This window comes from Streptomyces sp. NPDC044061 (assembly GCF_056434305.1).
Map to the genome: position 1 here is coordinate 415,407 of NZ_JBWKFL010000003.1, position 26,945 is coordinate 442,351.

The window sequence follows — 26,945 nt, forward strand, 5'->3', positions numbered from 1 at the left end:
GGAACCGGGGGCCTTCTCGATGGAGCGGACGACGAGGCTCGAACTCGCGACCTCAACCTTGGCAAGGTTGCGCTCTACCAACTGAGCTACGTCCGCAGTGCGCCGTGGCGCGAGAGCAACTATACCCAACCTCGCGCGCGTGCGAGACGCACTGCCGCATGACGGTTTTCCGCACCGAGCTTCGTGACGGCGGAGGAGAGGTAGTTCCGCACGGTCCCGGGCGACAGCGCGGCCCGCTCGGCGATCTCCGCGACCGGCGCGCCGTCGGCGGCCAGCTCCAGCACCTCGGCCTCACGGGCGGTCAGCGGGGAGTCCCCGGCGGAGATCGCGTCGGCGGCCAAGTCCGGATCCACGTAACGGTTTCCCGCGTGCACGGTCCGGATGATCTCGGCGAGCCGCTGGGCGCTGACCGTCTTCGGGACGAACCCCCGCACACCGGCCGCGAGGGCCCGCTTCAGGTGCCCGGGCCGGCCGTGACCGGTGACGATCAGCACCTGGCAGCCGGGCAGTTCGGCGCGCAGGGATGTGGCGACCTTCACACCGTCGGCGCCGGGCATCTGGAGGTCGAGCACGGCCACGTCGGGTGCGTGGGCCCGCGCCATCGCCAGCGCCTCGGGTCCGCTCGCCGCCTCCGCGACCACCAGCAGGTCGTCCTCCAGGGAGAGCAGGGCGGTCAGCGCGCCCCGGATCAGGTGCTCGTCGTCGGCGAGCAGGAGTCGTACCGGGCCGCTCATGAGGTGACTTCACTCACTTCCTGCCTCAAGGGCACCTCGGCCACCAGCCGGAACCGGTCCTTGCCGACGGGTCCCGCCTCCAGGGTCCCGTCCACGGGGGTCAGGCGTTCCCGCAGCCCGGCGAGTCCCGAGCCGCCGCTGCCGGCCGGCTCCGCCGCCCCGTCGTTCTCCACCGCCAGCACCACAAGCCCCTCATGCACCCGCAGTTCCACGGAGCACCGTCCCGCGTCCCCGTGCCGCAGCACGTTGGTGGCCGCCTCGCGTACCACCCAGCCCAGCGCGGACTGCACCTCGGCGGGTAGCCCCGCGACCTCCGCGCGCACCTCGCAGTCGATTCCGGCGGCCGTCAACACGCCCTGCGCGCCGGCGAGTTCCACGCCGAGGTCGGCCTCCCGGTAGCCGCGTACGACGTCCCGCACCTCCCGCTGCGACTCCTGGGCGATGCGCTGCACCTCGATCATCTGCTCCACGGCCTCCGGCCGTCCGCGCCGGGCCAGTTGCACGGCCAGCTCGCTCTTGAGCGAGATCACGGAGAGATTCCGCCCCAGCACGTCGTGGAGGTCGCGCCCGAAGCGCAGCCGCTCCTCGGCGACGGCGAGCCGGGCCTCGATCTCCCGGGCGCGTTCCGCCTCCCACAGCACGGACAGGGTCCAGGCGCCGCAGCGGGCGGCGGTCAGCGAGAAGCCGGCGCCGAAGGCGGTCACCATCAGCGTGGCGAACAGACCCAGACCGCTCGGGCGCACGATCGCGAAGGCCGCCACGATCAGCACCGCGAGGCCCGCCGCCCGCCGCAGGAACGCGTCGACGGACACGGTGAGCGCGTAGGGCAGCCCGAACGGCATCAGTGCGGCACCGATCGCCAGCCGGGTGGTGACCGGGTCGAATCCGCCGACCGAGGCGAGCGCCACGATGAACGCGAGCGCCAGGCCGAGCAGGGCGGCCGGACCGCGCATGAGGCGCGGGGGCAGTACGGCGCGCCCGAGGTAGTGGTCGAGCGCGGGCCGCAGGACCCGGCTCGCGGCCGCGCACTGCAGGACGGCCACGGCGACCAGCAGCAGGCCGAGCGCCACCGGTACGGGCCGGTGGGCGAGCCCGCCCACCATCGGCAGCAGCAGCCAGCTGAGCGGGAACACCCAGATGCTGCCGTGCCAGGTGACCAGGCTCTGCAGTTCGACCCGCTCGGCCTTGCTCCGGTCCCGCCAGTGCCGCTGGTGCCACCCTCTCATCCGCCCGAGCATGTGCCCCCCTGCCTCACCGCCGCGGTTCCCAGCGGAACCACCGCCGTACAGCAAACACCGCCACGACGGTCCAGGCCAGCGTGGTCGCCAGCGCGACCAGCACCTCGGGGCCGCTGAGCCGGCCGGTCCAGCCCGCGCGGACCAGCCGGATCGCCGGGGACAGCGGGAGGAGTTCGCAGAAGGAGGCGAGCCGGTCGGGCAGCACCTCGGTCGGGACCGCGATCCCGGAGCCGATCATGGAGACGACCACCAGCGGCAGCGCGGTGCCCTGTCCGCTCTCCACGCTCCTGGTGAAGGACGCGGTGACCGCGGCCAGCGCGGCGCTGAGCACGAGCCCCGCCACCAGCCCCAGCAGGGTCAGGTACGGGGCCTTGGGCGCGCCGGTGTGCAGCAGCACCGCGCACCCGGCGCACAGCAGCAGCGCCTGGGCGAGGCCGAGACCGACGGCGGGCAGGGCCGTGCCGGTGAGGATCTCGGCGTCGGTGAGTTCGCCGGTGCGCAGCCGCTTGAGAACGAGTTCCTCGCGGCGGGCGACGTAGGCGTTGACCAGGGAGGTGTAGACGGCGAAGAGGAAGGAGAAGCCGATCGCGGCCGTCATCATGACCGCTCCGACGCTCAGCCCCTCCTTGTGCACGTCCATCTGGTCGACGGCCGGCCGCAGGCTGAAGGGCAGCGCGAGCGGCATGACGAGCGCGGTGAGGACGACGCTGCGGTTGCGGCCGAGGAGGGCGAGTTCGGCGCGGGCCAGCGCCCGCAGCCTGCGGCCCGCCGGTGCCGCCACGAGGCTGCTCATGCCATGACCTCCTGCTCGCGTGCGATCCCGAGGAAGGCCTCCTCCAGTGAGGCCGAGCGCGCGTCCAGGCCGCGCAGTTCGACCCCGGCCCGCCCGGCCCAGGTCAGCACCGCGGTGGCGGTGCGCTGCAGGTCCCGGGTACGCAGCCGCACGGTCCTGCCGTCGAGTTCGTGTCCGCAGACGCCGAGGCCGGCGAGGGGTGGCAGGTCGCCGAGGAAGTAGCCGTCGGGCAGTTCGAAGGACATCCGGGAGGGCCGGCCCGCGGTGACCTCGGCGGGGGTTCCCGAGGCGGCGATGCGTCCCTCGTGCAGGATGGCGAGCCGGTCCGCGAGGCCTTCCGCCTCCTCCAGGTAGTGCGTGGTGAGCAGCACGGTCGTGCCGGCGCCGCACAGGTCCCGCACCAACTCCCAGGTGGCCCGGCGGCCTTCGGCGTCGAGCCCGGTCGTCGGCTCGTCCAGGAACAGCACCTCGGGGTCGCCGAGCAGCGCGAGCGCCAGGTCCAGGCGCCGCCGCTCACCGCCGGACAGCTGCTTCACGCGGACGTCGGACCGGCGGCCGAGGCCGACCAGCTCCAGCGCCTCGCCCTCCGGACGCGCCCCGCTCGTGCAGCCCGCCCACATCCGCGCGGTCTCGGCGACGGTCAGGTCGGAGGGGAAACCGCCTTCCTGGAGCATGACTCCGGTGCGCGGGCGTACGGCGGCCCGCTCGCGGTAGGGGTCGTGGCCGAGGATCCGGACCCGGCCCCCGGCCGGTGCCGCGAGCCCTTCCAGCAGTTCGACCGTCGACGTCTTGCCCGCGCCGTTGGTGCCCAGCAGCGCGAAGATCTCTCCGCGTGCGACGGAGAAGCTGATCCCGCGTACGGCCTCGAACCCGCCCCCGTAGACACGCCGGAGGTCGCTGACCTCGATCACGTGCTCGTGTTCGTCGTTGTCCATGCCCTCAGCGTCCCGGCGGGCCGGGCGGATCAGCAGTGCGCGGTGTCATCACTCGGCATGACAAATGTCAGACGCTCACCGCGGGCACGGAAAAGACCCCGGTCCAGTGGACCGGGGTCTCATTCCCGAGCGGACGACGAGGCTCGAACTCGCGACCTCAACCTTGGCAAGGTTGCGCTCTACCAACTGAGCTACGTCCGCACTGCTCCCGACCGGCTCCCACCGATCGGTGCGAGCACCAGCCTACCTGATCCACAAGAGTGGTTTCGACCGGTGCCAGAGCGGGTGACAGGAATTGCACACTGCGCCTTCCCCCTGGAAGGGGGATGTTCTGCTACTGAACTACACCCGCACGGTCCGTGGGATCCGGCCTTTCGGCCTCGCCCCTCGGCGTGTCCCAGACATTAGCTGATCAGCGGGGGGGTTGCGCAAGTCGGTTCCGGGCGTGACCAAGTGAACGGTCCCCAGGGCCCGCTGACGGACCCTGAGGACTGCCCCTTCGCGGGCCTCACTGCGCCGCGCTGAACGCCTCGTAGACCTTCTTGGGGATGCGTCCGCGCGCCGGCACGTCCATCTTGTTCGCCTGGGCCCAGGCACGGACGGCCGCCGGGTCGGGGGCGACCTCCGTCTGCTTGTACGCCTTGCCTGACCTCGACCGCTTGCGGCCGGCCTCCACGTAGGGCGCGAGCGCCTTGCGCAGTTTCTTGGCGTTGGTTTCGTTCAGGTCGATCTCGTACGACTTGCCGTCGAGTCCGAAGGCGATCGTTTCCGCCGCTTCCGAGCCGTCGATGTCGTCAAAGAGAGTGACCACGACCTTTTGCGCCACGAATATCGGTCCCTTCGTGCGGCACGTCGTTACAGCTCATCGGCGATGACGTGCCGAGTATCGGCTATTGCCAATTCATTTGTACAGTGCCCGGCAATGCAAAGTGAAGCCCGACTAAATCTGTCCGCGTGTCCCAGTGCAATAGCTGCCGTGAGCGGACCCGGGGAACTTTCCCAGAACTTTTCGCGAAGGCGCCCGCCCGTCACCCGATCGTGATGCGCCTCACGTAGTTTCCTACAACTCTACTCGCGTAGAAATTTTGTGCGGGTAGTCTGAAGGAACCTGCTCAGCACCACACACCGGGAGTGCCAGTGGCACGCGTCGTAGTCGACGTCATGCTCAAGCCGGAGATCCTCGACCCCCAGGGCCAGGCGGTCCAGCGTGCGCTGCCGCGCCTGGGTTTCGAGGGGATCTCGGACGTACGTCAGGGAAAGCGTTTCGAACTGGAAGTTGACGGGCCGGTCGACGAGGCCGTGCTCGCCCGCATCCACGATCTTGCGGAATCCTTCCTTGCCAACACCGTGATCGAGGACTTCGCCGTCAAGGTCGAAGAAGTGGCGGAGGCGGCGAAGTGACCGCTCGTATTGGCGTCGTCACTTTCCCGGGCAGCCTCGACGACCGGGACACTCAGCGCGCGATCCGACTTGCGGGCGCCGAACCGGTAGCTCTCTGGCACAAGGACAAGGACCTGAAGCAGGTCGACGCCGTGGTGCTGCCCGGCGGTTTCTCCTACGGCGACTATCTGCGGGCCGGGGCCATCTCCCGGTTCTCGCCGGTGATGGAGACGGTCATCGAGCAGGCGAAGGCCGGACTTCCGGTCCTCGGCATCTGCAACGGTTTCCAGGTCCTCACCGAGGCCCACCTCCTGCCGGGCGGCATGCTCGGCAACGACCACCTCCACTTCATCTGCCGCGACCAGAAGCTGCGGGTGGAGAACGCGGAGACCTCCTGGACCGGCGACTACCGCCAGGGCCAGGAGATCCACATCCCGCTGAAGAACATGGACGGCCGGTACGTAGCCGACGAGTACACGCTCGACAAGCTGGAGGCCGAGGGCCGGGTCGTCTTCCGGTACCTGGTCCGCGGCGAAGCCGCTGATGGATACGGCAACCCCAACGGCTCGCTGCGGGACATCGCCGGCATCACCAACGAGGCCGGGAACGTCGTCGGTCTCATGCCGCACCCCGAGCACGCCGTCGAGCCGCTGATCGGTACCGGCCGTACCGACGGCCTGCCCTTCTTCACCTCGATCCTCAAGAAGCTGGTCAACGCATGAGCCGGACGCCTCTGGACACGGTCGAGCACGCGGCCGCGACCCCCGACGTCGAGCTGCCCTGGGCCGAACTCGGCCTGAAGAAGGACGAGTACGAGCGGGTGGTGGAGATCCTCGGCCGCCGCCCGACCGGCGCCGAACTCGCCATGTACTCGGTCATGTGGTCCGAGCACTGCTCGTACAAGTCCTCCAAGGTCCACCTGCGCCAGTTCGGCGAGAAGGCACCCCAGTCGGACGCCCTGCTCGTCGGCATCGGCGAGAACGCGGGCGTGGTGGACGTCGGCCAGGGCTACGCGGTCACCTTCAAGGTCGAGTCGCACAACCACCCCTCCTACGTCGAGCCCTACCAGGGCGCGGCCACGGGTGTCGGTGGCATCGTCCGCGACATCATCGCGATGGGCGCGCGCCCGGTCGCGGTCGTGGACCCGCTGCGCTTCGGCGCCGCCGACCACCCCGACACCAAGCGCGTCCTGCCGGGCGTCGTCGCCGGCATCGGCGGCTACGGCAACTGCCTGGGCCTGCCCAACATCGGCGGCGAGGTCGTCTTCGACTCCTGCTACCAGGGCAACCCGCTGGTCAACGCCGGTGCCATCGGTGTGATGCGGCACGAGGACATCCACCTCGCCAAGGCATCCGGCGCGGGCAACAAGGTCATCCTGTACGGCGCCCGGACCGGCGGCGACGGCATCGGCGGCGCCTCGATCCTGGCCTCCGAGACCTTCGACGACGCCAAGCCGTCGAAGCGCCCGGCCGTCCAGGTCGGCGACCCCTTCCAGGAGAAGCTCCTCATCGAGTGCACCCTGGAGGCGTTCAGGGAGAAGCTGGTCGTCGGCATCCAGGACCTCGGTGCGGCGGGCCTGTCCTGCGCCACGTCCGAGCTGGCCTCCAACGGCTCCGGCGGCATGCGCGTCACCCTGGACGACGTCCCCCTGCGCGACTCGACGCTCTCGCCCGAGGAGATCCTCATGAGCGAGTCGCAGGAGCGCATGTGCGCGGTCGTGGAGCCGGGGAAGGTCGACCGGTTCCTGGAGATCTGCGCCAAGTGGGACGTCATCGCCACCGTCATCGGCGAGGTGACCGACGGCGACCGGCTGGAGATCTACTGGCACGGCGGCAAGATCGTCGACGTGGACCCGCGCACGGTCGCACACGAGGGTCCGGTCTACGAGCGCCCGTACGCCCGCCCGGAGTGGCAGGACGCCCTCCAGGCCGACGACGCGAACAAGCTGCCGCGGCCCGCGTCGAGCGAGGAGCTGAAGGACCAGGTCCGGAAGCTGGTGGCCTCGCCGAACCAGGCCTCCAAGAAGTGGATCACCTCGCAGTACGACCACTTCGTGCAGGGCAACACGGTCCTCGCCCAGCCCGAGGACTCCGGCATGATCCGGATCGACGAGGAGACCGGCCTCGGTGTCGCCATCGCGACCGACGGCAACGGCCGGTACGCCAAGCTCGACCCGTACCACGGCGCCCAGCTGGCCCTCGCCGAGGCGTACCGCAACGTCGCCACGACCGGCGCCAAGCCGCTCGCCGTCTCCGACTGCCTGAACTTCGGCTCGCCCGAGGACCCGGCCGTCATGTGGCAGTTCGCGGAGGCCGTCCGCGGTCTCGCCGACGCCTGTCATCAGCTGGGCACCCCGGTGACCGGCGGCAACGTCTCGCTCTACAACCAGACGGGCGAGGCGGCCATCCACCCCACCCCGGTGGTCGCCGTCCTCGGCGTGATCGACGACGTCGCCCGCCGCACGCCGGTCGCCTTCCAGGAGGAGGGCCAGCTGCTCTACCTCCTCGGCGACACCCGTGAGGAGTTCGGCGGCTCGGCCTGGTCCCAGGTCGTGCACGACCACCTCGGCGGCCTGCCCCCGCAGGTCGACCTGGAGCGCGAACGGCTGCTGGCCGAGATCCTCGTCTCCGCCTCCCGCGACGGCATGATCGACTCCGCGCACGACCTGTCCGACGGCGGCCTGGTCCAGGCGGTCGTGGAGTCGGCGCTGCTCGGCGGCAAGGGTGCCCGTCTGGTCGTACCCGACGGCCTGGACGCCTTCACCTTCCTGTTCTCCGAGTCGGCCGGCCGCGCGATCGTCGCGGTGCCGCGCTCGGAGGAGGTCCGCTTCAACGACATGTGCGGCGCCCGCGGTCTGCCGGCCACCCGCGTCGGTGTCGTGGACGGTGACGCGGTGGAGATCCAGGGCGAGTTCTCCCTGTCCCTCGCCGAGCTGCGCGAGGCGCACGAGGGAACCATTCCCGCGCTGCTGGCGTGACCGCCTGATGGCATGAGGGAGGGCCCCGTCCGGGAAACCGGGCGGGGCCCTCCCTCGTGCGGCCACGCTTTCCCGCACGGGTTCCGCGTCCGCCGGCCGGGCGCCCGGCAGCCGCAGGGCCAGCAGCAGGCACAGGATCATCACCGCGGCCCCGCACAGGAACACCGTGTCCATCGCGGAGACGTAGGCGGCCACCGCCCGGGTGTGCGCGGCCCCTCGCAGGACGGCCAGGGAGCCGACGTCGCCGGGGCCGTCGTACAGGCGGTTGAGGAGGGTGCCGAAGAGGGCGGCGCCAAGGAGCACTTCCTGCGACGCGGCCCGCGCGGTGCGCGAGCGGCAGCCGGGGCAGTCCGCCGTGGCCGCCGTACGCCGGCAGTTCCTGGAGATGGTTGAGGCCCGCGACCCCTCGGTCGGGCTGAACCCCGAGTCGTTCGCCCGCCAGGTGCGACGACTCGTCCAGGAGACCCCGGTCCTGATGGAGCGCGCCTTCGTCGCCGCGCAGAAGGGCACACGGGAGCCGGCCGGCCTGCTCGCCGCCGAGACCGGTGACCTGATGCTGCCACCGTCGCCGCCGCCACCCTGAGCGCCGCCCGCAACGCGCTCATCGAGGAGCACCACCGCCGGGTCGCCGAGGGCGAGAGCACGGAGCAGGTCGCCGCCGGCGCCGCCGAACGTGCCAGGCAGGCCTTCGACCTGGTGGAAAAGGGTCTGAGGGGCTACGCCGTGAAGGCATAGGCTCGCTGCCATGCCACCGGCCAAGAAGCGCGCCCGCAGCTACGACCCCGCCAGGACCCGCGCCGCGGTCCTCGCCCAACTCGGCAACGTCCGGGACGCCGTGAGCGGCCTCGGCCCGGACCGGCTCGCCCTGCCCACCCGGCTCGACGGTTGGACCGTACGGGAGCTGATCGCGCACATCGGCATGGCGGTCACCGCCGTGCACCGGGCGCTGGACCGGCCGGCCCCGGCCAGGCAGGACGCCCAGGTGGTCGAGTGGCCCTTCGCCACCGCCGCCGACTCCGCCGCGATCGCCGACTTCACCCGGAACGTGGCCGCCGAACATCCCGACCTCGACGCCTACCTCGCCGACGTCGACCGGAGCCTGCGCACCCTGCTCGACGCCCACCCCGGCGGCCGGCTCCTGGAGACCAACGCGGGCTCGCTGCCCCTGGACGACTACCTGGTCACCCGGGCCGTCGAACTCGTCGTCCACACCGACGACCTCAACGCCGCCGTCCCCGGCCTCGCGGTCCCGCACGACCGCCAGGCCCTGGCCGCCGCCACCCGGCTCCTGGCCGACGCCCTCGCCGTGAAGGCGCCCGGGGGTTCCACCGAGGTGCGCGTGCCCCCGTTCGCCGTCGTGCAGTGTGTCGAGGGCCCCCGGCACACCCGCGGCACCCCGCCGAACGTCGTGGAGACCGACCCGCTGACCTGGGTGCGGCTTGCCACGGGGCGTCTGACCTGGAAGGACGCCGTGGCCGAGGCCCAGGTCAGCGCGAGTGGGGAGCGGGCCGACATCGGGGATCTGCTGCCGCTGATGTCCTGACGGAACCGCCGGCCCGGGCCGGCCGTCGAATCCGTATGAACCGGTACAAGCAGCGCATGACCCTGACGGCGGCCGCCGTGCTCGTCCCGCTCGTGGTGGCCTGTGGGGGCGCCCAGGCGGAGCGGGCGAACAGCGGCTCGGTCGGTGTGCGGCAGCCCGTGACCGGCGTCGACTGGCGGGTCGACAGCCTCACCGCCGACGGCACCACCCGGCACGCGCCCGCCTCCGCCCGCATCCGGATCGGGAAGGACGGCACGGCGGTCGGCAACCTCGGCTGCAACCAGTTCGGCGCCCGGACCACCGTGCGCGGCGACCGGATCACGTTCGGCGACCTGCGCACGACCAGGATGGCCTGCGGGCCGGAGCGGATGGACTTCGAGCGCGCCCTCGCCCGCACCCTCACCACCGGCACGCTCACCGCCAGGACCGACGACGGCAGGCTGACGCTCACCGACGGCGACGGCGACGTGGTCCATCTCAGCCACAAGACGCCCCAATGATGTGCGACACCTCACTCATGCATACGGTGAGTGGGTCCGCAACCGCCGCCCATAGGGTCTCCGAGGGCTCGTCCAGCGAGCCGAAAACTCTTCTGACCTGCGGAAACGAAGAAACCACCAAGGTGATCCACAACGCCTGACCCGTTACGGGCGCGGATCCCCAATTCGGACCAGTGGTCGACCTCGCCTACACTCGGTGGCGTGCCACGTGGTGACGGTCGACTCAATCACGATCTGCTTCCCGGCGAAAAGGGCCCCCAGGACGCTTGCGGCGTCTTCGGTGTCTGGGCTCCGGGTGAAGAGGTCGCAAAGCTCACGTACTTCGGGCTCTACGCCCTCCAGCACCGGGGTCAGGAATCCGCGGGAATCGCGGTCAGCAACGGCTCCCAGATCCTCGTCTTCAAGGACATGGGCCTCGTTTCCCAGGTCTTCGACGAAACCTCGCTCGGTTCGCTCCAGGGTCATATCGCGGTCGGACACGCCCGCTACTCGACCACCGGCGCCTCCGTGTGGGAGAACGCCCAGCCGACGTTCCGCGCCACCGCGCACGGCTCGATCGCGCTCGGACACAACGGCAACCTGGTCAACACGGCGCAGCTCGCCGAGATGGTCGCCGAGCTGCCCAAGGACAACAACGGCCGGTCCACCCGGGTCGCGGCCACCAACGACACCGACCTGCTGACGGCCCTGCTGGCCGCCCAGGTCGACGAGGACGGCAAGCCGCTGACCATCGAGGAGGCCGCCCACCAGGTCCTCCCGAAGGTGCGGGGCGCCTTCTCGCTCGTCTTCATGGACGAGCAGACCCTGTACGCCGGCCGTGACCCGCAGGGCATCCGCCCCCTGGTCCTCGGCCGTCTGGAGCGCGGCTGGGTGGTCGCCTCCGAGAGCGCCGCCCTGGACATCTGCGGCGCCAGCTTCGTCCGGGAGATCGAGGCGGGCGAGTTCGTCGCCATCGACGAGAACGGTCTGCGCAGCTCCCGATTCGCGGAAGCGAAGCCCAAGGGCTGTGTCTTCGAGTACGTGTACCTGGCCCGCCCGGACACCGACATCGCCGGCCGGAACGTGTACCTCTCGCGCGTCGAGATGGGCCGCCGCCTGGCCAAGGAGGCCCCGGTCGAGGCCGACCTGGTCATAGCGACGCCGGAGTCCGGCACCCCGGCCGCCATCGGCTACGCCGAGGCGTCCGGCATCCCCTTCGGCGCGGGCCTGGTGAAGAACGCGTACGTGGGCCGTACGTTCATCCAGCCCTCGCAGACCATCCGCCAGCTCGGCATCCGCCTGAAGCTGAACCCGCTCAAGGAAGTCATCAAGGGCAAGCGCCTGGTCGTCGTGGACGACTCCATCGTGCGCGGCAACACCCAGCGGGCCCTGGTCCGCATGCTGCGCGAGGCGGGCGCCGCCGAGGTCCACATCCGGATCTCCTCGCCGCCCGTGAAGTGGCCCTGCTTCTTCGGCATCGACTTCGCCACCCGCGCCGAGCTGATCGCCAACGGCATGACCATCGAGGAGATCGGCACCTCGCTCGGCGCCGACTCCCTCGCCTACATCTCCATCGACGGCATGATCGAGGCGACCACGATCGCCAAGCCGAACCTGTGCCGCGCCTGCTTCGACGGCGAGTACCCGATGGAGCTGCCGGACCCCGAGCTGCTCGGCAAGCAGCTTCTGGAGACCGAGCTGGCCGCGGGGCCGGCCGCCACGGCGGCCTCCGACGCGATCCGCCGCCCGTAACCCCCGCTGTTCGAGCAGTACGACACGAAAGTTCTCAAGGTTCATGTCTGAGACCACTGGTGCCAGCTACGCAGCGGCAGGCGTCGACATCGAGGCGGGCGACCGCGCGGTAGAGCTGATGAAGGAGTGGGTGAAGAAGACGCAGCGCCCCGAGGTCCTGGGCGGCCTCGGCGGCTTCGCCGGACTCTTCGACGCCTCGGCCCTCAAGCGCTACGAGCGCCCGCTGCTCGCCTCCGCCACGGACGGCGTCGGCACGAAGGTCGACATCGCGCGCCGCCTGGGCGTCTACGACACCATCGGCCACGACCTGGTCGCCATGGTCATGGACGACATCGTGGTGTGCGGTGCCGAGCCGCTGTTCATGACCGACTACATCTGCGTCGGCAAGGTCCACCCCGAGCGGGTCGCCGCCATCGTCAAGGGCATCGCCGAGGGCTGTGTGCTGGCCGGCTGCGCCCTGGTGGGCGGTGAGACGGCCGAGCACCCGGGCCTGCTGGGCGAGGACGACTTCGACGTTGCCGGCGCCGGTACGGGCGTCGTGGAGGCCGACCGGCTGCTGGGCGCGGATCGTATCCGGAAGGGTGACGCCGTGATCGCCATGGCGGCGTCCGGGCTTCACTCGAACGGGTACTCCCTGGTCCGTCACGTCCTCCTGGACCGGGCCGGCCTGGCCCTCGAGACGGAGATCGCGGACCTCGGCCGCACCCTCGGCGAGGAGCTGCTGGAGCCCACGAAGATCTACTCGCTGGACTGCCTGGCGCTGACCCGCACCGCCGAGGTGCACGCGTTCAGCCACATCACCGGCGGTGGACTCGCGGCCAACCTGGCCCGTGTCGTCCCGGACGAGCTGCACGCGACCGTCGACCGCTCCACCTGGACCCCGGGCGCGATCTTCGACCTGGTCGGGAAGACCGGGAACGTCGAGCGCCTGGAGCTGGAGAAGACCCTCAACATGGGCGTCGGCATGATGGCGATCGTCCCCGAGGCGTCCGCGGAGGTGGCTCTCGCGACCCTGGCCGACCGCGGGGTCGAGGCATGGGTCGCCGGCGAGATCACCGACCGGGGCGACAAGGAGACGGGCGCCGAGCTGGTGGGCGACTACGCCGTCTGACCCTGCGGGCAGCACAGAACCCGGTCGGTGGCAGTGCCACCGACCGGGAAGGTGCTCAGTACTGGGTCAAGCGCCGCGACGGTGCTGTGAGGGACCTTCGTCCTCGTCCTCGTCGTCGTCGTCCTCATAGAGGTCGGCGTACCGAGAGTAGAGATCGTCTTCGTCGTTCTCATCGTCCTCGAACGGCTCGCCGTTCGGCGGCTGGCTCGAAGTCGATGCGCCCAGTTCACTGGCCAGACGTGACAGGTCAGTCCCACCGCTGTTGTACTTCAGCTGGCGGGCGACCTTTGTCTGCTTGGCCTTGGCCCGGCCGCGCCCCATGGCTCGACCCCCTCGGTGACGGGGCTCGACGGCCCCAGAGTCTGACACGCGTTCATGATCCGGAACGGACCCTCCGCAGAGAGGCCGGTCCGTAGGGCTTCCACGGTACCTGAGCCCGCGCCCATACGGTACGTCGCCCGCAGCACGCGCGTGTGCACAGGACCCTCGAGGTGCCCTGTCCTCGCTGGTCAGTGGCGATTTTAACCACTTATCGGGGTACGACCCGCCGGTGGAAGTGAGAGTTCTCTCTAAGTTCCCGCCGGCGGGTACCGCTCATGCGTGCGATCGGACACCCGGCCGGGGCTCCCTCGCACCCGGATCAGCGGGCGGCGCGGGCGGCGCGTCCGTCCGACATCCGCTGCTCGGCGATCCGGTCGGCCGCCGCGGCCGGCGGAATACCGTCGTCCTTCGCACGTGCGAAGATGGCCAGCGTCGTGTCGAAGATCTTCGCCGCCTTCGCTTTGCACCGGTCGAAGTCGAACCCGTGCAGCTCGTCGGCCACCTGGATGACCCCGCCCGCGTTCACCACGTAGTCCGGCGCGTAGAGGATCCCGCGGTCGGCGAGGTCCTTCTCCACGCCCGGGTGGGCGAGCTGGTTGTTGGCGGCGCCGCACACCACCTGGGCGGTCAGCGCCGGCACGGTGAGGTCGTTCAGGGCGCCGCCGAGGGCGCAGGGGGCGTAGATGTCCAGACCCTCCACCCGGATCAGCGCCTCGGTGTCGGCGACGGCCGTCACGCGCCCGGGGTACTGGTCGAGGATCCGCTGGACGGCGTCGGTGCGCACGTCGGTGATCACGACCTCGGCGCCCTCGTCCAGCAGGTGCCGGACCAGGTGGTGACCCACCTTGCCGACGCCGGCGATGCCGACCTTGCGGTCGCGCAGCGAGGGGTCGCCCCACAGGTGCTGGGCGGAGGCGCGCATGCCCTGGTAGACACCGAAGGCGGTGAGCACGGAGGAGTCGCCGGCGCCGCCGTTCTCGGGCGAGCGGCCGGTGGTCCAGCGGCACTCGCGGGCCACGACGTCCATGTCGGCGACGTACGTGCCCACGTCGCAGGCGGTGACGTAGCGCCCGCCAAGCGAGGCGACCATGCGCCCGTAGGCGAGCAGCAGCTCCTCGGTCTTGTCGCGCTCGGGGTCGCCGATGACGACGGCCTTGCCGCCGCCGTGGTCCAGGCCGGCCATGGCGTTCTTGTACGACATCCCGCGCGCGAGGTTGAGGGCGTCGGCGACGGCCTCGGCCTCGGTGGCGTAGGGGTAGAACCGCGTGCCGCCGAGGGCCGGGCCCAGGGCGGTGGAGTGGATGGCGATCACGGCCTTGAGGCCGCTGGCGCGGTCCTGGCAGAGCACGACCTGCTCGTGGCCGCCCTGGTCCGAGTGGAACAGGGTGTGCAGGACCTCAGCAGGTGCGCCGGTTACGTCGGTCACTGTGGTGACTCCTGTGTAAATAGCGGCGGGTGGGGCTCAGCCCCCGTGTGGGTGGCGGGTGCTGTGGCATGAGCGTAGAGCCTCTGCCCACCAGCCATCCGCGCAGTGTTCAGGATCACTCCCCGGGGCCGTCGTTGCACGTATGACCGTGGGACGATTTGCAGTGGTTTCGAGCCGGGTCCGATGGGGAGGGAGCAGGCGTGCCCAAGGTGTCCTCCGTGGTCGTCCCCTATGCCACGTACCTACGCGTGTACGAGCCGCTGGCCGCCTTCCCGGAGCCGGAGCGCACCCACTGGGCGCGTTACTCCCGGCGCCCCGACCGCCCCTCCTACCAGGACGAACTGCGCCGCTCGCTCGCCGACTTGCTGCCCACCCCGCCGGTCCCGGTCCCGGTGCACGAGAGCGGCGACGCGTTCGTGCTGGACGTCGACGGCGTCGTCTGCGTCTGCCCCTGGCGCACCCGGCTGCGCGGCTGGCAGGCCCTGGGCGACCTCGCGGAGGAACTGCCCCCCACGGTGCTGGACGCGGTGCTGCCGCCGGTGGTGCGCCGCCAGGCCGCCCAGGACTACGAACGCTGGCTCGCCCGCAACCCGGACGCCCGCCCCTGGATCCGCACGGCGACCTGGCAGGTCCCGCTGAACTGGTTCGTGCTGGTCTCCGACGAGGAGCGCACGTACGAGAAGGGGACCGCCGAGGTGCCCCCGATGCTGCGCTACCGCACCCCGATGGTCCAGGCCCGGCGCCGGGTGGCCCGGGCGCTGCGCGCGCTGAAGGACACCATCGAGGAAGGGCCGCTGATCGACGGCCTGGTGGACGTCGGCCGCTGGCTGGAGGAGTTCCACCCGCGCTCGCTGGTGGAGCTGGACTACGGCGGTCTGGTGCACACGGTGCCGGCCGGCGACCTGGAGGGCGACCACTCGGCGGCGGACGTGGCCGCCGGCATCGAGGCGCTGCGCCGGGGCGACGGGACGGCCGCCGGCGAGGCCTACGGGCGGCTGGTGGAGCGGTGGCGGGCGGTGCGTGACCGGCGTTCCGCGAACTGAGTGACGCAGCTCACGGTCGAAACCGGCTCGAACGTCGTACCTTCTACGGGACTTAGACCACCTGACGGGATGTTGATCCCGATCCGGGCTTTTGCCTCAAGGGTGATGGACGGCACTTACACGGCCCTTGCGCCTCTTGCCGCCCCTCGTGCCAAAATAGGACAAGGAGCCCGGGGAGGCTCCGTTCGCCCAACTATGCTCCACTGTGGGCGGATTCTCAGCATTGCACGCTTTGGGGGGTCTGGTGACTCCTGATCGCCACTGTGACTGATCGTCACAGTGGCGTGACTGTCCGCTATGGCATGGTCCATCGGCTTCCGTCGCTGATGAACACCTGGGAGGGCAATTCCATCGGTTTGGCCGACGCGGCTGGACAGATGGTGTAGTTGTAGTGCCGAGGACAAGCCGTTCGTCCTATAACCGACTCGACTCGCGTCCGCCATTTCGGGCAACGCGGGTCAAGGTGCAGAATTTAGAGGAAAGAACCGAGAAGGTTCGGTTCTCCCGAGGAGGCCGCTCATGACCGCTCGCACCCCTGATGCCGAGCCGCTGCTGACCCCGGCTGAGGTCGCCACGATGTTCCGCGTCGACCCCAAGACGGTCACGCGGTGGGCGAAGGCCGGAAAGCTCACTTCGATCCGCACGCTCGGCGGGCATCGCCGCTACCGCGAGGCCGAGGTCCGCGCTCTGCTCGCGGGCATCCCGCAGCAGCGCAGCGAGGCCTGAACAACTGAATAACCGGGCAAACCGGCTGGTCCCCCAACTGGTCGAGACGCCCGGAACCCTAGCTCCAAGCGACGCGGGACCTGCCCCAACAGGGCCCACGCCCAAGCCGAAGAGAACGTTGTAGGCAGCGACACAGGGTGCGTCGTAGATCGCGCTGGACTCCGCCGGGTCCAGCGCGATCTTTTTTGTGCGCTGTTCGCGGCCGTGCCGTGGTGGCTGTGAGCGGCCTTGTCGGAGTCTGGGGAGGGGTGTCGGAACGGCTGTGAACGACCCCTGTCGCTGGTGCAATTGCACATATTAAATTGACCAGTTGTAGGAGAGGGGTAAGTACCGCCGTTTCAGAAACTCATGCGGTGACTCCCGTCACATGACTGAGCGCTTGTTGCCTCCGGACCGCGTGCGGTAGTGGAACCACAGGTTCCAGCGTGCCACGTCCTGACGGGTGTTGGGCCCGGCGCCGGTCACGCGCTTCGAGGGCTCTCCTCCTCGAGAGTCTCTTCGCCGGCGTCCTGGGGCAGCGGGCCGGCGTCCATGGCCAGCCGCAGCAGACGATGACAGATCGGGCAGTGGCGGGTGAGATGCCGGTAGGCCGAGGCGGCCGACAGATGCGCCCTCAGCAGCGCCCGTGTCTCGTGCCTGACCGATGCCGCCATACGCCACCTCCAGGGGCCGCACAGAGGGAAGCGAGCCCTGATGTCTGGGTACCGGCGGAGTGTGACGTCGTCAAGTGCGCGCGCGGGCGCACAGGGCCCGTGGCGGGCCGTGGCGGCCCTCCTGCGGACGGGCGCACGAGTGAGGCCCGCACCCCTCGCGGGATGCGGGCCTCACTCTCCGATGCGGTCCTGACGGGATTTGAACCCGCGGCCTCCACCTTGACAGGGTGGCGAGCACTCCAAACTGCTCCACAGGACCAGGTTTCGCCGCGCTCTGCTTGCTGCGTTGCGCTGCGAGAAGAGACTGTACAGGAGGCGGGCCCGCCTGGTCGAACTCACCCGCTGTGAGTGAACGGTTACGACACGGCGGCGTCGATCGCCTTCACGATCCGCTTGTCCGAGACCGGGTACGCCGTGCCCAGCGCGTGGGCGAAGTAGCTGACCCGCAGCTCCTCGATCATCCAGCGGATGTCCAGGACCGCGGACGGCACCGGACGGCCCTGGGGCAGCTGCTCCAGCAGCCAGGCGTACTCGTCCTGCATCTCGTGGACCTTCTCCATGCGGGTGGTGTCCCGCTGGACGCCCGTCGGCATCTGCTGCAGGCGCCGGTCCGCGGCCACCAGGTAGCGCATCAGGTCGGGCAGCCGCCGTATGCCCGCCCACGTCACGAAACCGGGCTTCACGAGGGCGTCCAGCTGCTTGCGGACGTCCGTGAGGTTCGCGAGCAGCGCCGGGCTGCTCACGGCCTTCAGGCGCCGCTCACAGGCCTGCCAGGCGGCGAGAACCTGCTGCGCCTGGCCCACCGTGCGCACCGTGGTGTCCACGATCTCCGCGCGCACCTTGTCGTACAGCTTGCGGTACGACTCCTCGTCCCACGCCGGTCCGCCGAAGTCGGCGATCAGCTTGTCCGCCGCGGCCGTCGCGCAGTCGTCGAACAGGGCCTGGACGGAACCGTGCGGGTTGGCCGACAGGGCGAGCTTCTGCTGGTTGGTCAGCTTGTCGGAGGCGAACTTCGCCGGGTTCACCGGGATGTTCCGCAGGATCAGGCGGCGGGTGCCCTTCCACATGGCCTCCGCCTGCTCGGCCTCCGTGTCGAAGAGGCGGACCGAGACGGTGTCCGCCGTCGGTCCGTCGTCCACCAGCGCCGGGTAGGCCTTCACCGGCTGCCCGGCCCGGCGCGTCTCGAAGACCCGGGTCAGCGTGCCGATCGTCCAGTCGGTCAGCCCCTTGCGCTCCAGGGACTCCCCGCCCTCCCGGGAGGCGGTCGCGGCCGCCGCCTGGGAGAGGGCCTTGCGGGCCTTCGGCTTCAGGCTCAGCTTCAGCGCCTCGAGGTCCTTGTCCTCGGCGAGTTTGCGGCGCCGCTCGTCCACGATCCGGAAAGTGATCTTCAGATGGTCCGGCACCTTCGCCCAGTCGAAGTCGTCCGCCTCGAAGGGGACGCCGACCATCCGCTTCAGCTCACGCGCCATCGTCACCGCCAGCGGCTCCTGCAGGGGCACCGCCTTCTCCAGGAACGCCCTCGCGTAGTTCGGCGCGGGTACGTAGTTGCGGCGGACGGGCTTGGGGAGTGAGCGGATCAGCTCCGTCACGACCTCCTCGCGCAGGCCCGGGATCTGCCAGTCGAAACCCTCGTCGGTGACCTGGTTGAGCACCTGGAGCGGGATGTGCACGGTCACGCCGTCCGCGTCCGCGCCGGGCTCGAACTGGTAGGTGACACGGAACTTCAGCGGCCCCTGCCGCCAGCTGTCCGGATAGTCGGTCTTGGTGACCGCCTCGGCCGACTCCCGGATGAGCATCTCCCGCTCGAAGTCCAGGAAGTCCTGCTGCTCGTGCCGCTTCCGCTTCCACCACGAGTCGAAGTGGGCGCCGGAGACGACGTGTTCGGGCACCCGCTGGTCGTAGAAGTCGAACAGCGTCTCGTCGTCCACGACGATGTCGCGGCGCCGCGCCCGGTGCTCCAGCTCCTCGACCTCGCTGAGGAGTCTGCGGTTGTCGGCGAAGAACTTGTGGGGCGTGCGCCAGTCGCCCTCGACCAGCGCGTTGCGGATGAACAGCTCGCGGGAGACCTCGGGGTCGATCCGGCCGTAGTTCACCTTCCGCTGGGCGACGATCGGGACGCCGTACAACGTGACCTTCTCGTACGCCATCACGGCCGCCTGGTCCTTCTCCCAGTGCGGTTCGCTGTACGTCCGCTTCAGCAGGTGCTCGGCGAGCGGTTCGACCCACTCGGGCTCGATCTTCGCGTTGACCCGCGCCCAGAGCCGGCTCGTCTCGACCAGCTCGGCCGACATCACGAACCTCGGCTGCTTCCGGAACAGCGCCGAGCCCGGGAAGACCGCGAACTTGGCGTTGCGGGCGCCCAGGTACTCGTTCTTGTTGCCGTCCTTCACGTCCTTCATCCCGATGTGGGACAGGAGGCCGGCGAGCAGGGAGACATGGATGCGGTCGGCGGGGGCGTCTGTACCCGCCGAGGGCTCCCCGAGGTGGATGCCCATCTGCTTGGCGACCGTGCGCAGCTGGGAGTAGATGTCCTGCCACTCGCGGATGCGCAGGAAGTTCAGGTACTCCTGCTTGCACATCCGGCGGAAGGACGACGAGCCCCGCTCCTTCTGCTGTTCGCGGACGTACCGCCACAGGTTCAGGTACGCCAGGAAGTCGCTGGTCTCGTCCTTGAAGCGGGCGTGCTGCTGGTCGGCCTGGGCCTGCTTCTCGGCCGGGCGCTCGCGCGGGTCCTGGATGGACAGCGCGGCAGCGATGACCATGACCTCGCGGACACAGCCGTTCCTGTCCGCCTCCAGGACCATCCGGGCCAGGCGCGGGTCGACCGGCAGCTGGGCGAGCTTGCGCCCGGTGTCCGTGAGCCGCTTGCGCGGGTCCTTCTGGGCGGGGTCCAGCGCGCCGAGCTCCTGCAGCAGCTGCACGCCGTCGCGGATGTTGCGGTGGTCCGGCGGGTCGATGAAGGGGAACTTCTCGATGTCGCCGAGGCCGGCCGCGGTCATCTGCAGGATGACGGAGGCGAGGTTCGTACGGAGGATCTCGGCGTCCGTGAACTCCGGCCGGGCGAGGAAGTCGTCCTCGCCGTACAGCCGGACGCAGATGCCGTCGGACGTACGGCCGCAGCGGCCCTTGCGCTGGTTGGCGCTGGCCTGGGAGACCGGCTCGATGGGCAGCCGCTGGACCTTGGTGCGGTGGCTGTAGCGGCTGATCCGGGCGAAGCCGGGGTCGATGACGTACTTGATGCCCGGCACGGTCAGCGAGGTCTCGGCGACGTTGGTCGCCAGAACGATCCTGCGGCCGGTGTGCGGCTGGAAGACCCGGTGCTGCTCGGCGTGCGAGAGCCGGGCGTACAGCGGAAGGATCTCGGTGAATCCGTACTTCTTCTTCTCCAGCGCGTCCGCCGTGTCCCGGATCTCGCGCTCACCGGAGAGGAAGACGAGGACGTCGCCCTTCCCCTCGGCCATCAGCTCCTCGACGGCCTCGGTGATCGCGGTGATCTGGTCCCGGTCCGCGTCCTCGGAGTCCTCCTCGAGGAGCGGCCGGTAGCGGACCTCCACGGGATACGTCCGCCCGCTGACCTCGACGATCGGCGCGTCGCCGAAGTGCCGGGAGAAGCGCTCGGGGTCGATGGTGGCCGAGGTGATGACGACCTTGAGGTCGGGCCGCTTCGGCAGCAGCTGGGCCAGATAGCCGAGCAGGAAGTCGATGTTGAGGGACCGCTCGTGGGCCTCGTCGATGATGATCGTGTCGTAGGCGCGCAGCTCGCGGTCGGTCTGGATCTCGGCGAGCAGGATGCCGTCCGTCATCAGCTTGACGAGGGTGGCGTCCGAGCTCACCTGGTCGGTGAAGCGGACCTTCCAGCCGACGGCCTCGCCGAGGGGCGTCCGCAGCTCCTCCGCCACCCGCTCGGCGACGGTACGCGCGGCGATCCGGCGGGGCTGGGTGTGCCCGATCATGCCCCGGACCCCGCGGCCGAGCTCGAGACAGATCTTCGGGATCTGCGTCGTCTTGCCGGAGCCGGTCTCACCGGCCACGATGACGACCTGGTGGTCGCGGATGGCGGCCGCGATCTCGTCCTTCTTCTGGCTGACGGGCAGTTGCTCCGGATAGACGACGGCGGGCACACGGGAGCGCCGCTCGTCCATGTGTGCCTCGGCCCTGCCGATCTCGGCCTCGATCTCGGCGAGGACGGCGGCGCGGGCCTCCGGCTTACGGATCTTGCGCGCGCCCTCGAGCCGCCGGCCGAGCCGGTGCGCTTCGCGCAGCGACAGCTCGGTCAGGCGGGGGGCGAGGGTGCCGAGGGCGGGGGCTGGGTGCGTAGACATACGCGGTCCAGGATCTCATCTCGGGGAAATCGCTGGCGAACGATTTGCCGGGCGCCTGTCACCTGCCCGTTTCCGCGGGGCGGCTGCCCGTCCGGCCCACGCGGCCCAGTCAGGGGGTGCGCTGCGCGGGTGGCGCGGGCGGGGCCGCCTCGGCGCGCTGCCGGGCCACACCGTCCCCGAGGGCGATCGACCTCGCGGTGTTGGAGACGGCCTTGATGCCGAGGTAGGCGGTGGTCATGCCGCTCACCGCGGTGAAGGCGGCGGTCAGAACGCCGACGATCACGGCCTTGTCGCCGTCGAGCCGCCACACGCCGAAGATCGCGACTCCGGCGATGGCGAGGTTGCTGATGACCACCGCGAGCAGCCCGTACCGCGCCCGGTCCTTCTCCAGCTCGGTGTCCCGAATGGCTCTGGCCTCGTCCCGGCTCATGTCGTCCCCCCGAAAGAACAAGCTCGATCAGCCAGAACGTAGCGCCGCCCGCCCGACCTGCCAAGCACCCGCCCAGCGGGGTCGCACACACGAAGAAGGCCCCGTTCTCGCGAACGGGGCCTTCCGGCTGTGGCTGGGGCCGGGGTCGAACCGGCGACCTATCGCTTTTCAGGCGATCGCTCGTACCAACTGAGCTACCCAGCCACGAGGCTTCCGGGGAAACCTCAGCGGTCCTGACGGGATTTGAACCCGCGGCCTCCACCTTGACAGGGTGGCGAGCACTCCAAACTGCTCCACAGGACCAAGCTGTGCGTGCAACAGTGTCGCACACGGTATTGCGTGCCCCCAACGGGATTCGAACCCGTGCTACCGCCTTGAAAGGGCGGCGTCCTAGGCCGCTAGACGATGAGGGCTATCGGCCCGCCTGGGCGCTTCTCAGCGCGTCGGGGACGTGAGAAGCATATGGGATGGCGGGGAGTATCGCCAAAACGGTTTACGAGCCGCTGGGCGACGGCGCGGTCGGGGCCGTCGGGGTGGGGGTGGCGCCGGGCAGGTTCTCCTCCGGGAGATGGCGGCTGACCTCGGCCGTCGTCAGGCCCAGACCGCCCAGCTTGATCGCGTCCCAGGCCTGCAGGCGGCGGGTGTCGCGGTCGAAGTAGAGGATCGAGGCCTCGATGGGGGCGGGGTACTTGCGCTCGACCGCGCGCAGGCCGCTGCCACCGGTCGAGCCCTCCATGCGCAGCCTCGTGCCGTACTTCATCGTCTCGGTGCCTTCGTGGTGCAGATGTCCGCACAGGACCAGCGGCACCTCGCCGTCCGTCTCCCGGGCGGCCGAGGGTTCGTGGGCGATCGCCACGTCCACCGGCGTGCCGGCCGCCCGCTGGTCGCGCAGGGTCGAGGCCAGTCGGGCACCCGCGAGCTGTTCGGCCGCGTCCCCGCCGGGCGCCGCCGAGCGGTCGGGGGTGAACTGGGGGTCGCCGATGCCCGCGAAGCGCAGCCCCGCGATCGTCGCTGCCCGGCCGTCGTCCAGGACGTGCACGTTCCTCATGCGCTCCAGGTAGCGCTGGGTGACGCGCGAGTCGTGGTTGCCGCGGACCCAGACGTACGGCACGCCCAGGTCGGCGACCGGGTCCAGGAAGCCGTTCTCCGCCGCCGTGCCGTGGTCCATCGTGTCGCCGGAGTCGACGATCACGTTCACCTTGTACTGCTTCACCAGCGAGGCGATGATCTTCCAGCTTGCCGGGTTGAGGTGGATGTCGGAGACGTGCAGGACCCGCAGGGTGGAGGGGTCCGGCTGGTAGGCCGGGAGGGTGGACGTGACGTCGTACAGCTTGGTCACGTTCGTCACCAGGCGCGCCAACTCCTTCTGGTACACGTCGAATTCGGTGACGATGTTGCGCGCGTTGCCGACCAGGGACGGTGCGGAGGACAGCAGGCCGGAGAACCTGGGCTCCAGGACCGACTTCGGGTTCCAGGTGGCGTACGCCGTCGCGCCCGAGGCGGCGAGGAGGGCGAGGGCCAGGCCGCCCGCCGCGAGGGCCCGGCGCGGGCGGCGGTAGACGGCGAGGCCGAGGGCGGTCGCCCCGGAGACCACGGCCACGCAGGAGCGCACGGCCAGGTCGAGCGTGCCGTGCTCGACGTCCCGGGCCACTTCGTCCTGGAGGCCGGACAGTCGCTCGGGGTGGTCGACGAGGGCCTGGGAGCGCAGCGGGTCGAGCTGGTCGACGTTGACGTCCAGGCGCACGGGGGCCACATGGCTGTCCAGGGTCAGCGCGCCGAGCGGGGAGACGTTGATCTTCGTGCCGCCGGTGAGGGACGGGCGCAGCGCCATGGTCGTGTTCATGGGCCCGACCGGGGCCCGCACGTTCCCGACGATCAGCAGGCCCAGCCAGGCGCCGACGAGGACCACCGCGGTGAGGCCGAGGGCGCGGAGCCAGGGGCTGGGGCGTTCGGCCAGTTCGAGGGCGGGGAGCGGGCGGGCGGCTGGGCGGGTGCGGTCGGGGGTCCGGTGGAGCATGCGGTTCAGGGCTGCGACGGGGACGCGGGCCATTGGGCCCGTATGCCCACGCACGGGCGCTGATATGCGACGGTTCGCCACTCTCCTGCGAGCGTCCCGTACCGGACAATGACCGTGTGCTGGAGATGACGCGCGAGGAGTTCGAGGAACTGGTCGCCGAGGCGCTCGACCGGATCCCCCCGGAGCTGACGCGGCTGATGGACAACGTCGCGGTGTTCGTCGAGGACGAACCGCCCGCCGACGATCCCGAGCTGCTCGGGCTGTACGAGGGGACGCCGCTGACCGAGCGGGGCGAGTGGTACGCGGGTGTGCTGCCGGACCGGATCACGGTCTACCGGGGGCCGACGCTGAGGATGTGCGAGTCCCGCGAGGACGTGGTCGCCGAGACCGAGGTCACCGTGGTGCACGAGATCGCCCATCACTTCGGGATCGACGACACCCGCCTGCACGCGCTCGGGTACGGGTGACCGGCCCGGGTACCGATTCGAACGCGGCGCGTGTCCTCTTGCGGGCGGCGGGAGTTGGGGTGGTTGACTCCCTTTCCCGTCTCGGAGGTGGCCGCCGTGCGCCCCTTGTACGTACCCGTCCGTCTGGCCGTCGTGGTGCTGGCCGTCACGGCCGCCGCCGGCTGTGTGAACGTGGGTGACGACGCGGGCCGGGCCAGGCCCTCGCACTCGGCGGGACGACACGGCGGTGAGGCGCCCGACGGTGGCCCTGGAGCCGGCGGGGGCGGTCTCGGGTACGGCGGCTCGGCGGGTGACGGCAAGCACGGTCACGGGCGCAAGGGGAAGCGGGGGAAGTCCGCCTCGGCCTCGGCCACGCCGTCCGGGGAGGACAGCGCGTCGTCGGCGCCGGCGAAGCCGGGCGAGCCGGGCGGGAGCGCGGATCCCGGGAAACCGGCGCCGACGAAGGTCCAGCCGACGCCCCCGGTGACCTCCGCCCCGCCCGAGCCCCCGGCGCCGACCCCGCCCGACCCCACCACGGAGCCGCCGACGGCGGAACCGTCGTCCTCGGCCCACGAGGAGACGGCGCCGCAGCTCGTGCAGCGGGAGCCTGCGCCGCATGCGGGGGTCCCGGCGTAGGGAGTGACGAGGGTCTCCGTGACGCGGTTTGCCTTCGGGGGTGATGGGTGCGTATGGTGGTAGATCGTTTGATCCCATTTGCCCGGCGCCACTGCAGAGCGCGCCGTGTGGCGCGTACTCTCCCTTGCCGTGGCGGACCGCATTGAGGCGGTCGTGAGCGAATCACGGAGTTGACGGGCGCGTGCCGAAGAGACTCCGGAAGGTTTCGCATTCGCATGTCCGTGTCCAGTACTGATCACATCGTCGTGTCCGAGAACGACCTCAACCCCGACGACGTGACCACCGAGGCCCCCGAGGCCGCTGACACCCCCCAGTCCCCCCAGACCCCCCAGATCACCTTCGCCGACCTCGGCCTCCCCGAGGGCATCGTGCGCAAGCTCGCACAGAACGGCGTCACCACCCCCTTCCCGATCCAGGCGGCGACCATCCCGGACGCCCTGGTCGGCAAGGACATCCTCGGCCGTGGCCGCACCGGCTCCGGCAAGACCCTCTCCTTCGGTCTGCCCACCCTGGCCACGCTGGCCGGCGGCCGCACCCAGAAGCACAAGCCCCGCGCCGTCATCCTCACCCCCACCCGTGAGCTGGCCATGCAGGTCGCGGACGCCCTCCAGCCGTACGGCGACGTCCTCGGCCTGAAGATGAAGGTCGTCTGCGGCGGTACGTCCATGGGCAACCAGATCTACGCCCTGGAGCGCGGCGTCGACATCCTCGTCGCCACCCCGGGCCGGCTGCGCGACATCATCAACCGCGGCGCCTGCTCCCTGGAGGACGTGCAGATCGCCGTCCTGGACGAGGCCGACCAGATGTCCGACCTGGGCTTCCTGCCCGAGGTCACCGAGCTGCTCGACCAGGTCCCGGCCGGCGGCCAGCGGATGCTGTTCTCCGCGACCATGGAGAACGAGATCCAGACCCTGGTCGACCGCTACCTGAACGAGCCCGTCTCCCACGAGGTGGACGCGGCCCAGGGCGCGGTGACGACCATGTCCCACCACATCCTCATCGTGAAGCCCAAGGACAAGGCGCCGGTCACCGCCGCGATCGCCTCCCGCAAGGGCCGCACGATCATCTTCGTCCGCACCCAGCTGGGCGCCGACCGCGTCGCCGAGCAGCTGCGCGAGGCGGGCGCGAAGGCCGACGCGCTCCACGGCGGCATGACCCAGGGCGCCCGGACGCGGACGCTGGCCGACTTCAAGGACGGCTACGTCAACGTCCTCGTCGCGACCGACGTCGCCGCGCGCGGCATCCACGTCGACGGCATCGACCTGGTGCTGAACGTGGACCCGGCCGGCGACCACAAGGACTACCTGCACCGCGCGGGCCGCACGGCGCGTGCCGGCCGTACGGGCACGGTCGTCTCGCTGTCGCTGCCGCACCAGCGCCGCCAGATCTTCCGTCTGATGGAGGACGCGGGCGTCGACGCCGCGCGCCACATCATCCAGGGCGGTGCCGCCTTCGACCCGGAGGTCGCCGAGATCACCGGCGCCCGCTCCATGACCGAGGTCCAGGCGGAGTCCGCGAACAACGCCGCCCAGCAGGCCGAGCGCGAGGTCGCCCAGCTCACCAAGCAGCTGGAGCGCGCCCAGCGCCGCGCGGGCGAGCTGCGCGAGGAGGCCGACCGGCTGGTCGTGCGGGTTGCCCGCGAGCGAGGCGAGGACCCGGAGACGGCGGTCGCCGAGGCCCAGGCGGCCGCGGCTCAGGCCGTGGTCGAGGCGTCCGTGACCGAGGAGCCGGCGCAGCGCGAGACCCAGCGCGAGGAGCGTCCGGCGGCCGCTGCGCCGTACGAGCGCCGAGAGCGTCGTCCGTTCGACCGGGACCGTGGCGACCGTGGTTTCGAGCGTCGTGACGACCGCGGTGACCGTGGTGGGCGCAACTTCGAGCGTCGTGACGAGCGTCGTCCGTTCGACCGGGACCGTGGCGACCGTGGTTTCGAGCGTCGTGACGACCGCGGTGACCGTGGTGGGCGCAACTTCGAGCGTCGTGACG

24 protein-coding genes and 7 tRNA genes are annotated in these 26,945 nt (G+C 70.5%); 13 read left to right on the forward strand and 18 right to left on the reverse strand.

Going from position 1 to position 26,945, the window contains the following annotated elements; all coding sequences use genetic code 11:
- Positions 1 to 20: 20 nt before the first annotated feature.
- The 8 genes from AC07CM_RS06775 to AC07CM_RS06810 form a co-directional block, all read right to left on the reverse strand.
- A tRNA-Gly gene (locus tag AC07CM_RS06775) sits at positions 21 to 96 on the reverse strand.
- Positions 97 to 119: 23 nt separating this feature from the next.
- Positions 120 to 734, reverse strand: a complete 615-nt coding sequence (locus AC07CM_RS06780; RefSeq protein WP_478875246.1) for a response regulator — start codon at positions 732 to 734, stop codon at positions 120 to 122.
- A complete protein-coding gene (locus AC07CM_RS06785; protein ID WP_478875247.1) occupies positions 731 to 1,960 on the reverse strand; it encodes a sensor histidine kinase in 1,230 nt (409 codons plus the stop codon). Before AC07CM_RS06785 ends, AC07CM_RS06780 begins: the two co-directional genes overlap by 4 nt.
- Before the next feature lie 25 nt (positions 1,961 to 1,985).
- On the reverse strand, positions 1,986 to 2,765 hold the full coding sequence (locus AC07CM_RS06790; protein ID WP_478875248.1) for an ABC transporter permease: 780 nt from the start codon (positions 2,763 to 2,765) through the stop codon (positions 1,986 to 1,988).
- The gene (locus AC07CM_RS06795) at positions 2,762 to 3,700 is read right to left on the reverse strand and encodes an ABC transporter ATP-binding protein (RefSeq protein ID WP_478875249.1); all 939 of its coding nucleotides are present in this window, start codon (positions 3,698 to 3,700) and stop codon (positions 2,762 to 2,764) included. The genes AC07CM_RS06790 and AC07CM_RS06795 overlap by 4 nt, the downstream gene beginning before the upstream one ends.
- 128 nt (positions 3,701 to 3,828) lie before the next feature.
- Positions 3,829 to 3,901, reverse strand: a tRNA-Gly gene (locus AC07CM_RS06800).
- Between the two features lie 79 nt (positions 3,902 to 3,980).
- Positions 3,981 to 4,052 (reverse strand) — tRNA-Gly (locus tag AC07CM_RS06805).
- Positions 4,053 to 4,208: 156 nt separating this feature from the next.
- Positions 4,209 to 4,526, reverse strand: a complete 318-nt coding sequence (locus AC07CM_RS06810) for a histone-like nucleoid-structuring protein Lsr2 (protein ID WP_031164632.1) — start codon at positions 4,524 to 4,526, stop codon at positions 4,209 to 4,211.
- 311 nt (positions 4,527 to 4,837) lie between these two features.
- On the opposite strand from AC07CM_RS06810, the gene purS reads away from it, so the two are divergent.
- The 8 genes from purS to purM all read left to right on the forward strand — a co-directional run bounded on the left by purS (position 4,838) and on the right by purM (position 12,942).
- Positions 4,838 to 5,101: a phosphoribosylformylglycinamidine synthase subunit PurS gene (purS, locus tag AC07CM_RS06815; protein ID WP_478875250.1), complete on the forward strand. Its 264-nt coding sequence runs from the start codon at positions 4,838 to 4,840 to the stop codon at positions 5,099 to 5,101.
- The gene (gene purQ, locus AC07CM_RS06820) at positions 5,098 to 5,802 is read left to right on the forward strand and encodes a phosphoribosylformylglycinamidine synthase subunit PurQ (protein ID WP_478875251.1); all 705 of its coding nucleotides are present in this window, start codon (positions 5,098 to 5,100) and stop codon (positions 5,800 to 5,802) included. The genes purS and purQ overlap by 4 nt, the downstream gene beginning before the upstream one ends.
- On the forward strand, positions 5,799 to 8,057 hold the full coding sequence (gene purL / locus AC07CM_RS06825) for a phosphoribosylformylglycinamidine synthase subunit PurL (protein WP_478875252.1): 2,259 nt from the start codon (positions 5,799 to 5,801) through the stop codon (positions 8,055 to 8,057). Before purQ ends, purL begins: the two co-directional genes overlap by 4 nt.
- A gap of 274 nt (positions 8,058 to 8,331) precedes the next feature.
- The gene (locus AC07CM_RS06830) at positions 8,332 to 8,640 is read left to right on the forward strand and encodes a hypothetical protein (protein ID WP_478875253.1); all 309 of its coding nucleotides are present in this window, start codon (positions 8,332 to 8,334) and stop codon (positions 8,638 to 8,640) included.
- Between the two features lie 162 nt (positions 8,641 to 8,802).
- On the forward strand, positions 8,803 to 9,600 hold the full coding sequence (locus AC07CM_RS06835; protein WP_478875254.1) for a maleylpyruvate isomerase family mycothiol-dependent enzyme: 798 nt from the start codon (positions 8,803 to 8,805) through the stop codon (positions 9,598 to 9,600).
- A 56-nt stretch (positions 9,601 to 9,656) separates the two neighbouring features.
- Positions 9,657 to 10,100, forward strand: coding sequence for an META domain-containing protein (locus tag AC07CM_RS06840; protein WP_478875255.1), 444 nt, complete (start codon positions 9,657 to 9,659; stop codon positions 10,098 to 10,100).
- A 201-nt stretch (positions 10,101 to 10,301) separates the two neighbouring features.
- Positions 10,302 to 11,831 (forward strand): amidophosphoribosyltransferase, encoded by a 1,530-nt coding sequence (purF, locus tag AC07CM_RS06845; protein WP_478875256.1) that lies wholly within the window; start codon positions 10,302 to 10,304, stop codon positions 11,829 to 11,831.
- A 43-nt stretch (positions 11,832 to 11,874) separates the two neighbouring features.
- The gene (purM, locus tag AC07CM_RS06850; protein ID WP_478875257.1) at positions 11,875 to 12,942 is read left to right on the forward strand and encodes a phosphoribosylformylglycinamidine cyclo-ligase; all 1,068 of its coding nucleotides are present in this window, start codon (positions 11,875 to 11,877) and stop codon (positions 12,940 to 12,942) included.
- A gap of 66 nt (positions 12,943 to 13,008) precedes the next feature.
- On the opposite strand, the gene AC07CM_RS06855 is transcribed toward purM, so the two are convergent.
- Both AC07CM_RS06855 and AC07CM_RS06860 read right to left on the reverse strand, forming a co-directional pair.
- Positions 13,009 to 13,263, reverse strand: coding sequence for a DUF3073 domain-containing protein (locus AC07CM_RS06855; RefSeq protein ID WP_478875258.1), 255 nt, complete (start codon positions 13,261 to 13,263; stop codon positions 13,009 to 13,011).
- A 319-nt stretch (positions 13,264 to 13,582) separates the two neighbouring features.
- On the reverse strand, positions 13,583 to 14,689 hold the full coding sequence (locus AC07CM_RS06860; protein WP_478875259.1) for a Leu/Phe/Val dehydrogenase: 1,107 nt from the start codon (positions 14,687 to 14,689) through the stop codon (positions 13,583 to 13,585).
- Positions 14,690 to 14,889: 200 nt separating this feature from the next.
- Between AC07CM_RS06860 and AC07CM_RS06865 the strand changes: the two genes are divergently transcribed.
- Positions 14,890 to 15,732, forward strand: coding sequence for a DUF8083 family protein (locus AC07CM_RS06865; RefSeq protein ID WP_478875260.1), 843 nt, complete (start codon positions 14,890 to 14,892; stop codon positions 15,730 to 15,732).
- Between the two features lie 519 nt (positions 15,733 to 16,251).
- Entirely contained in the window at positions 16,252 to 16,458 is a 207-nt protein-coding gene (gene bldC, locus AC07CM_RS06870; RefSeq protein WP_003949541.1) for a developmental transcriptional regulator BldC, read from the forward strand.
- Positions 16,459 to 16,919: 461 nt separating this feature from the next.
- On the opposite strand, the gene AC07CM_RS06875 is transcribed toward bldC, so the two are convergent.
- The 8 genes from AC07CM_RS06875 to AC07CM_RS06910 all read right to left on the reverse strand — a co-directional run bounded on the left by AC07CM_RS06875 (position 16,920) and on the right by AC07CM_RS06910 (position 23,913).
- Positions 16,920 to 17,111, reverse strand: coding sequence for a DUF6274 family protein (locus tag AC07CM_RS06875; protein ID WP_478875261.1), 192 nt, complete (start codon positions 17,109 to 17,111; stop codon positions 16,920 to 16,922).
- A gap of 184 nt (positions 17,112 to 17,295) precedes the next feature.
- Positions 17,296 to 17,370 (reverse strand) — tRNA-Asp (locus AC07CM_RS06880).
- A 97-nt stretch (positions 17,371 to 17,467) separates the two neighbouring features.
- A complete protein-coding gene (hrpA, locus tag AC07CM_RS06885) occupies positions 17,468 to 21,433 on the reverse strand; it encodes an ATP-dependent RNA helicase HrpA (protein ID WP_478875262.1) in 3,966 nt (1,321 codons plus the stop codon).
- Between the two features lie 109 nt (positions 21,434 to 21,542).
- The gene (locus tag AC07CM_RS06890) at positions 21,543 to 21,863 is read right to left on the reverse strand and encodes a hypothetical protein (RefSeq protein ID WP_478875263.1); all 321 of its coding nucleotides are present in this window, start codon (positions 21,861 to 21,863) and stop codon (positions 21,543 to 21,545) included.
- Between the two features lie 130 nt (positions 21,864 to 21,993).
- Positions 21,994 to 22,067 (reverse strand) — tRNA-Phe (locus AC07CM_RS06895).
- 24 nt (positions 22,068 to 22,091) lie between these two features.
- Positions 22,092 to 22,166: transfer RNA gene (locus AC07CM_RS06900), tRNA-Asp, on the reverse strand.
- A gap of 37 nt (positions 22,167 to 22,203) precedes the next feature.
- Positions 22,204 to 22,276, reverse strand: a tRNA-Glu gene (locus AC07CM_RS06905).
- Between the two features lie 80 nt (positions 22,277 to 22,356).
- Entirely contained in the window at positions 22,357 to 23,913 is a 1,557-nt protein-coding gene (locus AC07CM_RS06910; RefSeq protein ID WP_478875264.1) for a metallophosphoesterase family protein, read from the reverse strand.
- Positions 23,914 to 23,996: 83 nt separating this feature from the next.
- Between AC07CM_RS06910 and AC07CM_RS06915 the strand changes: the two genes are divergently transcribed.
- The 3 genes from AC07CM_RS06915 to AC07CM_RS06925 all read left to right on the forward strand — a co-directional run.
- Positions 23,997 to 24,347: a metallopeptidase family protein gene (locus AC07CM_RS06915; protein ID WP_478875265.1), complete on the forward strand. Its 351-nt coding sequence runs from the start codon at positions 23,997 to 23,999 to the stop codon at positions 24,345 to 24,347.
- Positions 24,348 to 24,443: 96 nt separating this feature from the next.
- A complete protein-coding gene (locus AC07CM_RS06920) occupies positions 24,444 to 24,962 on the forward strand; it encodes a hypothetical protein (protein WP_478875266.1) in 519 nt (172 codons plus the stop codon).
- 215 nt (positions 24,963 to 25,177) lie between these two features.
- Positions 25,178 to 26,945: DEAD/DEAH box helicase (locus tag AC07CM_RS06925; RefSeq protein ID WP_478875267.1), on the forward strand; the 1,768-nt coding region annotated here is incomplete at its 3' end.

Excerpts from the sequence above, each read along its gene's own strand:
- AC07CM_RS06780 (WP_478875246.1), bottom strand. The coding sequence starts at position 734 with ATGAGCGGCCCGGTACGACTCCTGCTCGCCGACGACGAGCACCTGATC.
- AC07CM_RS06875 (WP_478875261.1), bottom strand. The coding sequence starts at position 17,111 with ATGGCGGCATCGGTCAGGCACGAGACACGGGCGCTGCTGAGGGCGCAT.
- AC07CM_RS06795 (WP_478875249.1), bottom strand. The coding sequence starts at position 3,700 with ATGGACAACGACGAACACGAGCACGTGATCGAGGTCAGCGACCTCCGG.
- AC07CM_RS06910 (WP_478875264.1), bottom strand. The coding sequence starts at position 23,913 with ATGGCCCGCGTCCCCGTCGCAGCCCTGAACCGCATGCTCCACCGGACC.
- bldC (WP_003949541.1), top strand. The coding sequence starts at position 16,252 with ATGACCGCTCGCACCCCTGATGCCGAGCCGCTGCTGACCCCGGCTGAG.
- AC07CM_RS06835 (WP_478875254.1), top strand. The coding sequence starts at position 8,803 with ATGCCACCGGCCAAGAAGCGCGCCCGCAGCTACGACCCCGCCAGGACC.
- purM (WP_478875257.1), top strand. The coding sequence starts at position 11,875 with ATGTCTGAGACCACTGGTGCCAGCTACGCAGCGGCAGGCGTCGACATC.
- AC07CM_RS06790 (WP_478875248.1), bottom strand. The coding sequence starts at position 2,765 with ATGAGCAGCCTCGTGGCGGCACCGGCGGGCCGCAGGCTGCGGGCGCTG.
- AC07CM_RS06785 (WP_478875247.1), bottom strand. The coding sequence starts at position 1,960 with ATGAGAGGGTGGCACCAGCGGCACTGGCGGGACCGGAGCAAGGCCGAG.
- hrpA (WP_478875262.1), bottom strand. The coding sequence starts at position 21,433 with ATGTCTACGCACCCAGCCCCCGCCCTCGGCACCCTCGCCCCCCGCCTG.
- AC07CM_RS06890 (WP_478875263.1), bottom strand. The coding sequence starts at position 21,863 with ATGAGCCGGGACGAGGCCAGAGCCATTCGGGACACCGAGCTGGAGAAG.
- purL (WP_478875252.1), top strand. The coding sequence starts at position 5,799 with ATGAGCCGGACGCCTCTGGACACGGTCGAGCACGCGGCCGCGACCCCC.
- AC07CM_RS06855 (WP_478875258.1), bottom strand. The coding sequence starts at position 13,263 with ATGGGGCGCGGCCGGGCCAAGGCCAAGCAGACAAAGGTCGCCCGCCAG.
- AC07CM_RS06840 (WP_478875255.1), top strand. The coding sequence starts at position 9,657 with ATGACCCTGACGGCGGCCGCCGTGCTCGTCCCGCTCGTGGTGGCCTGT.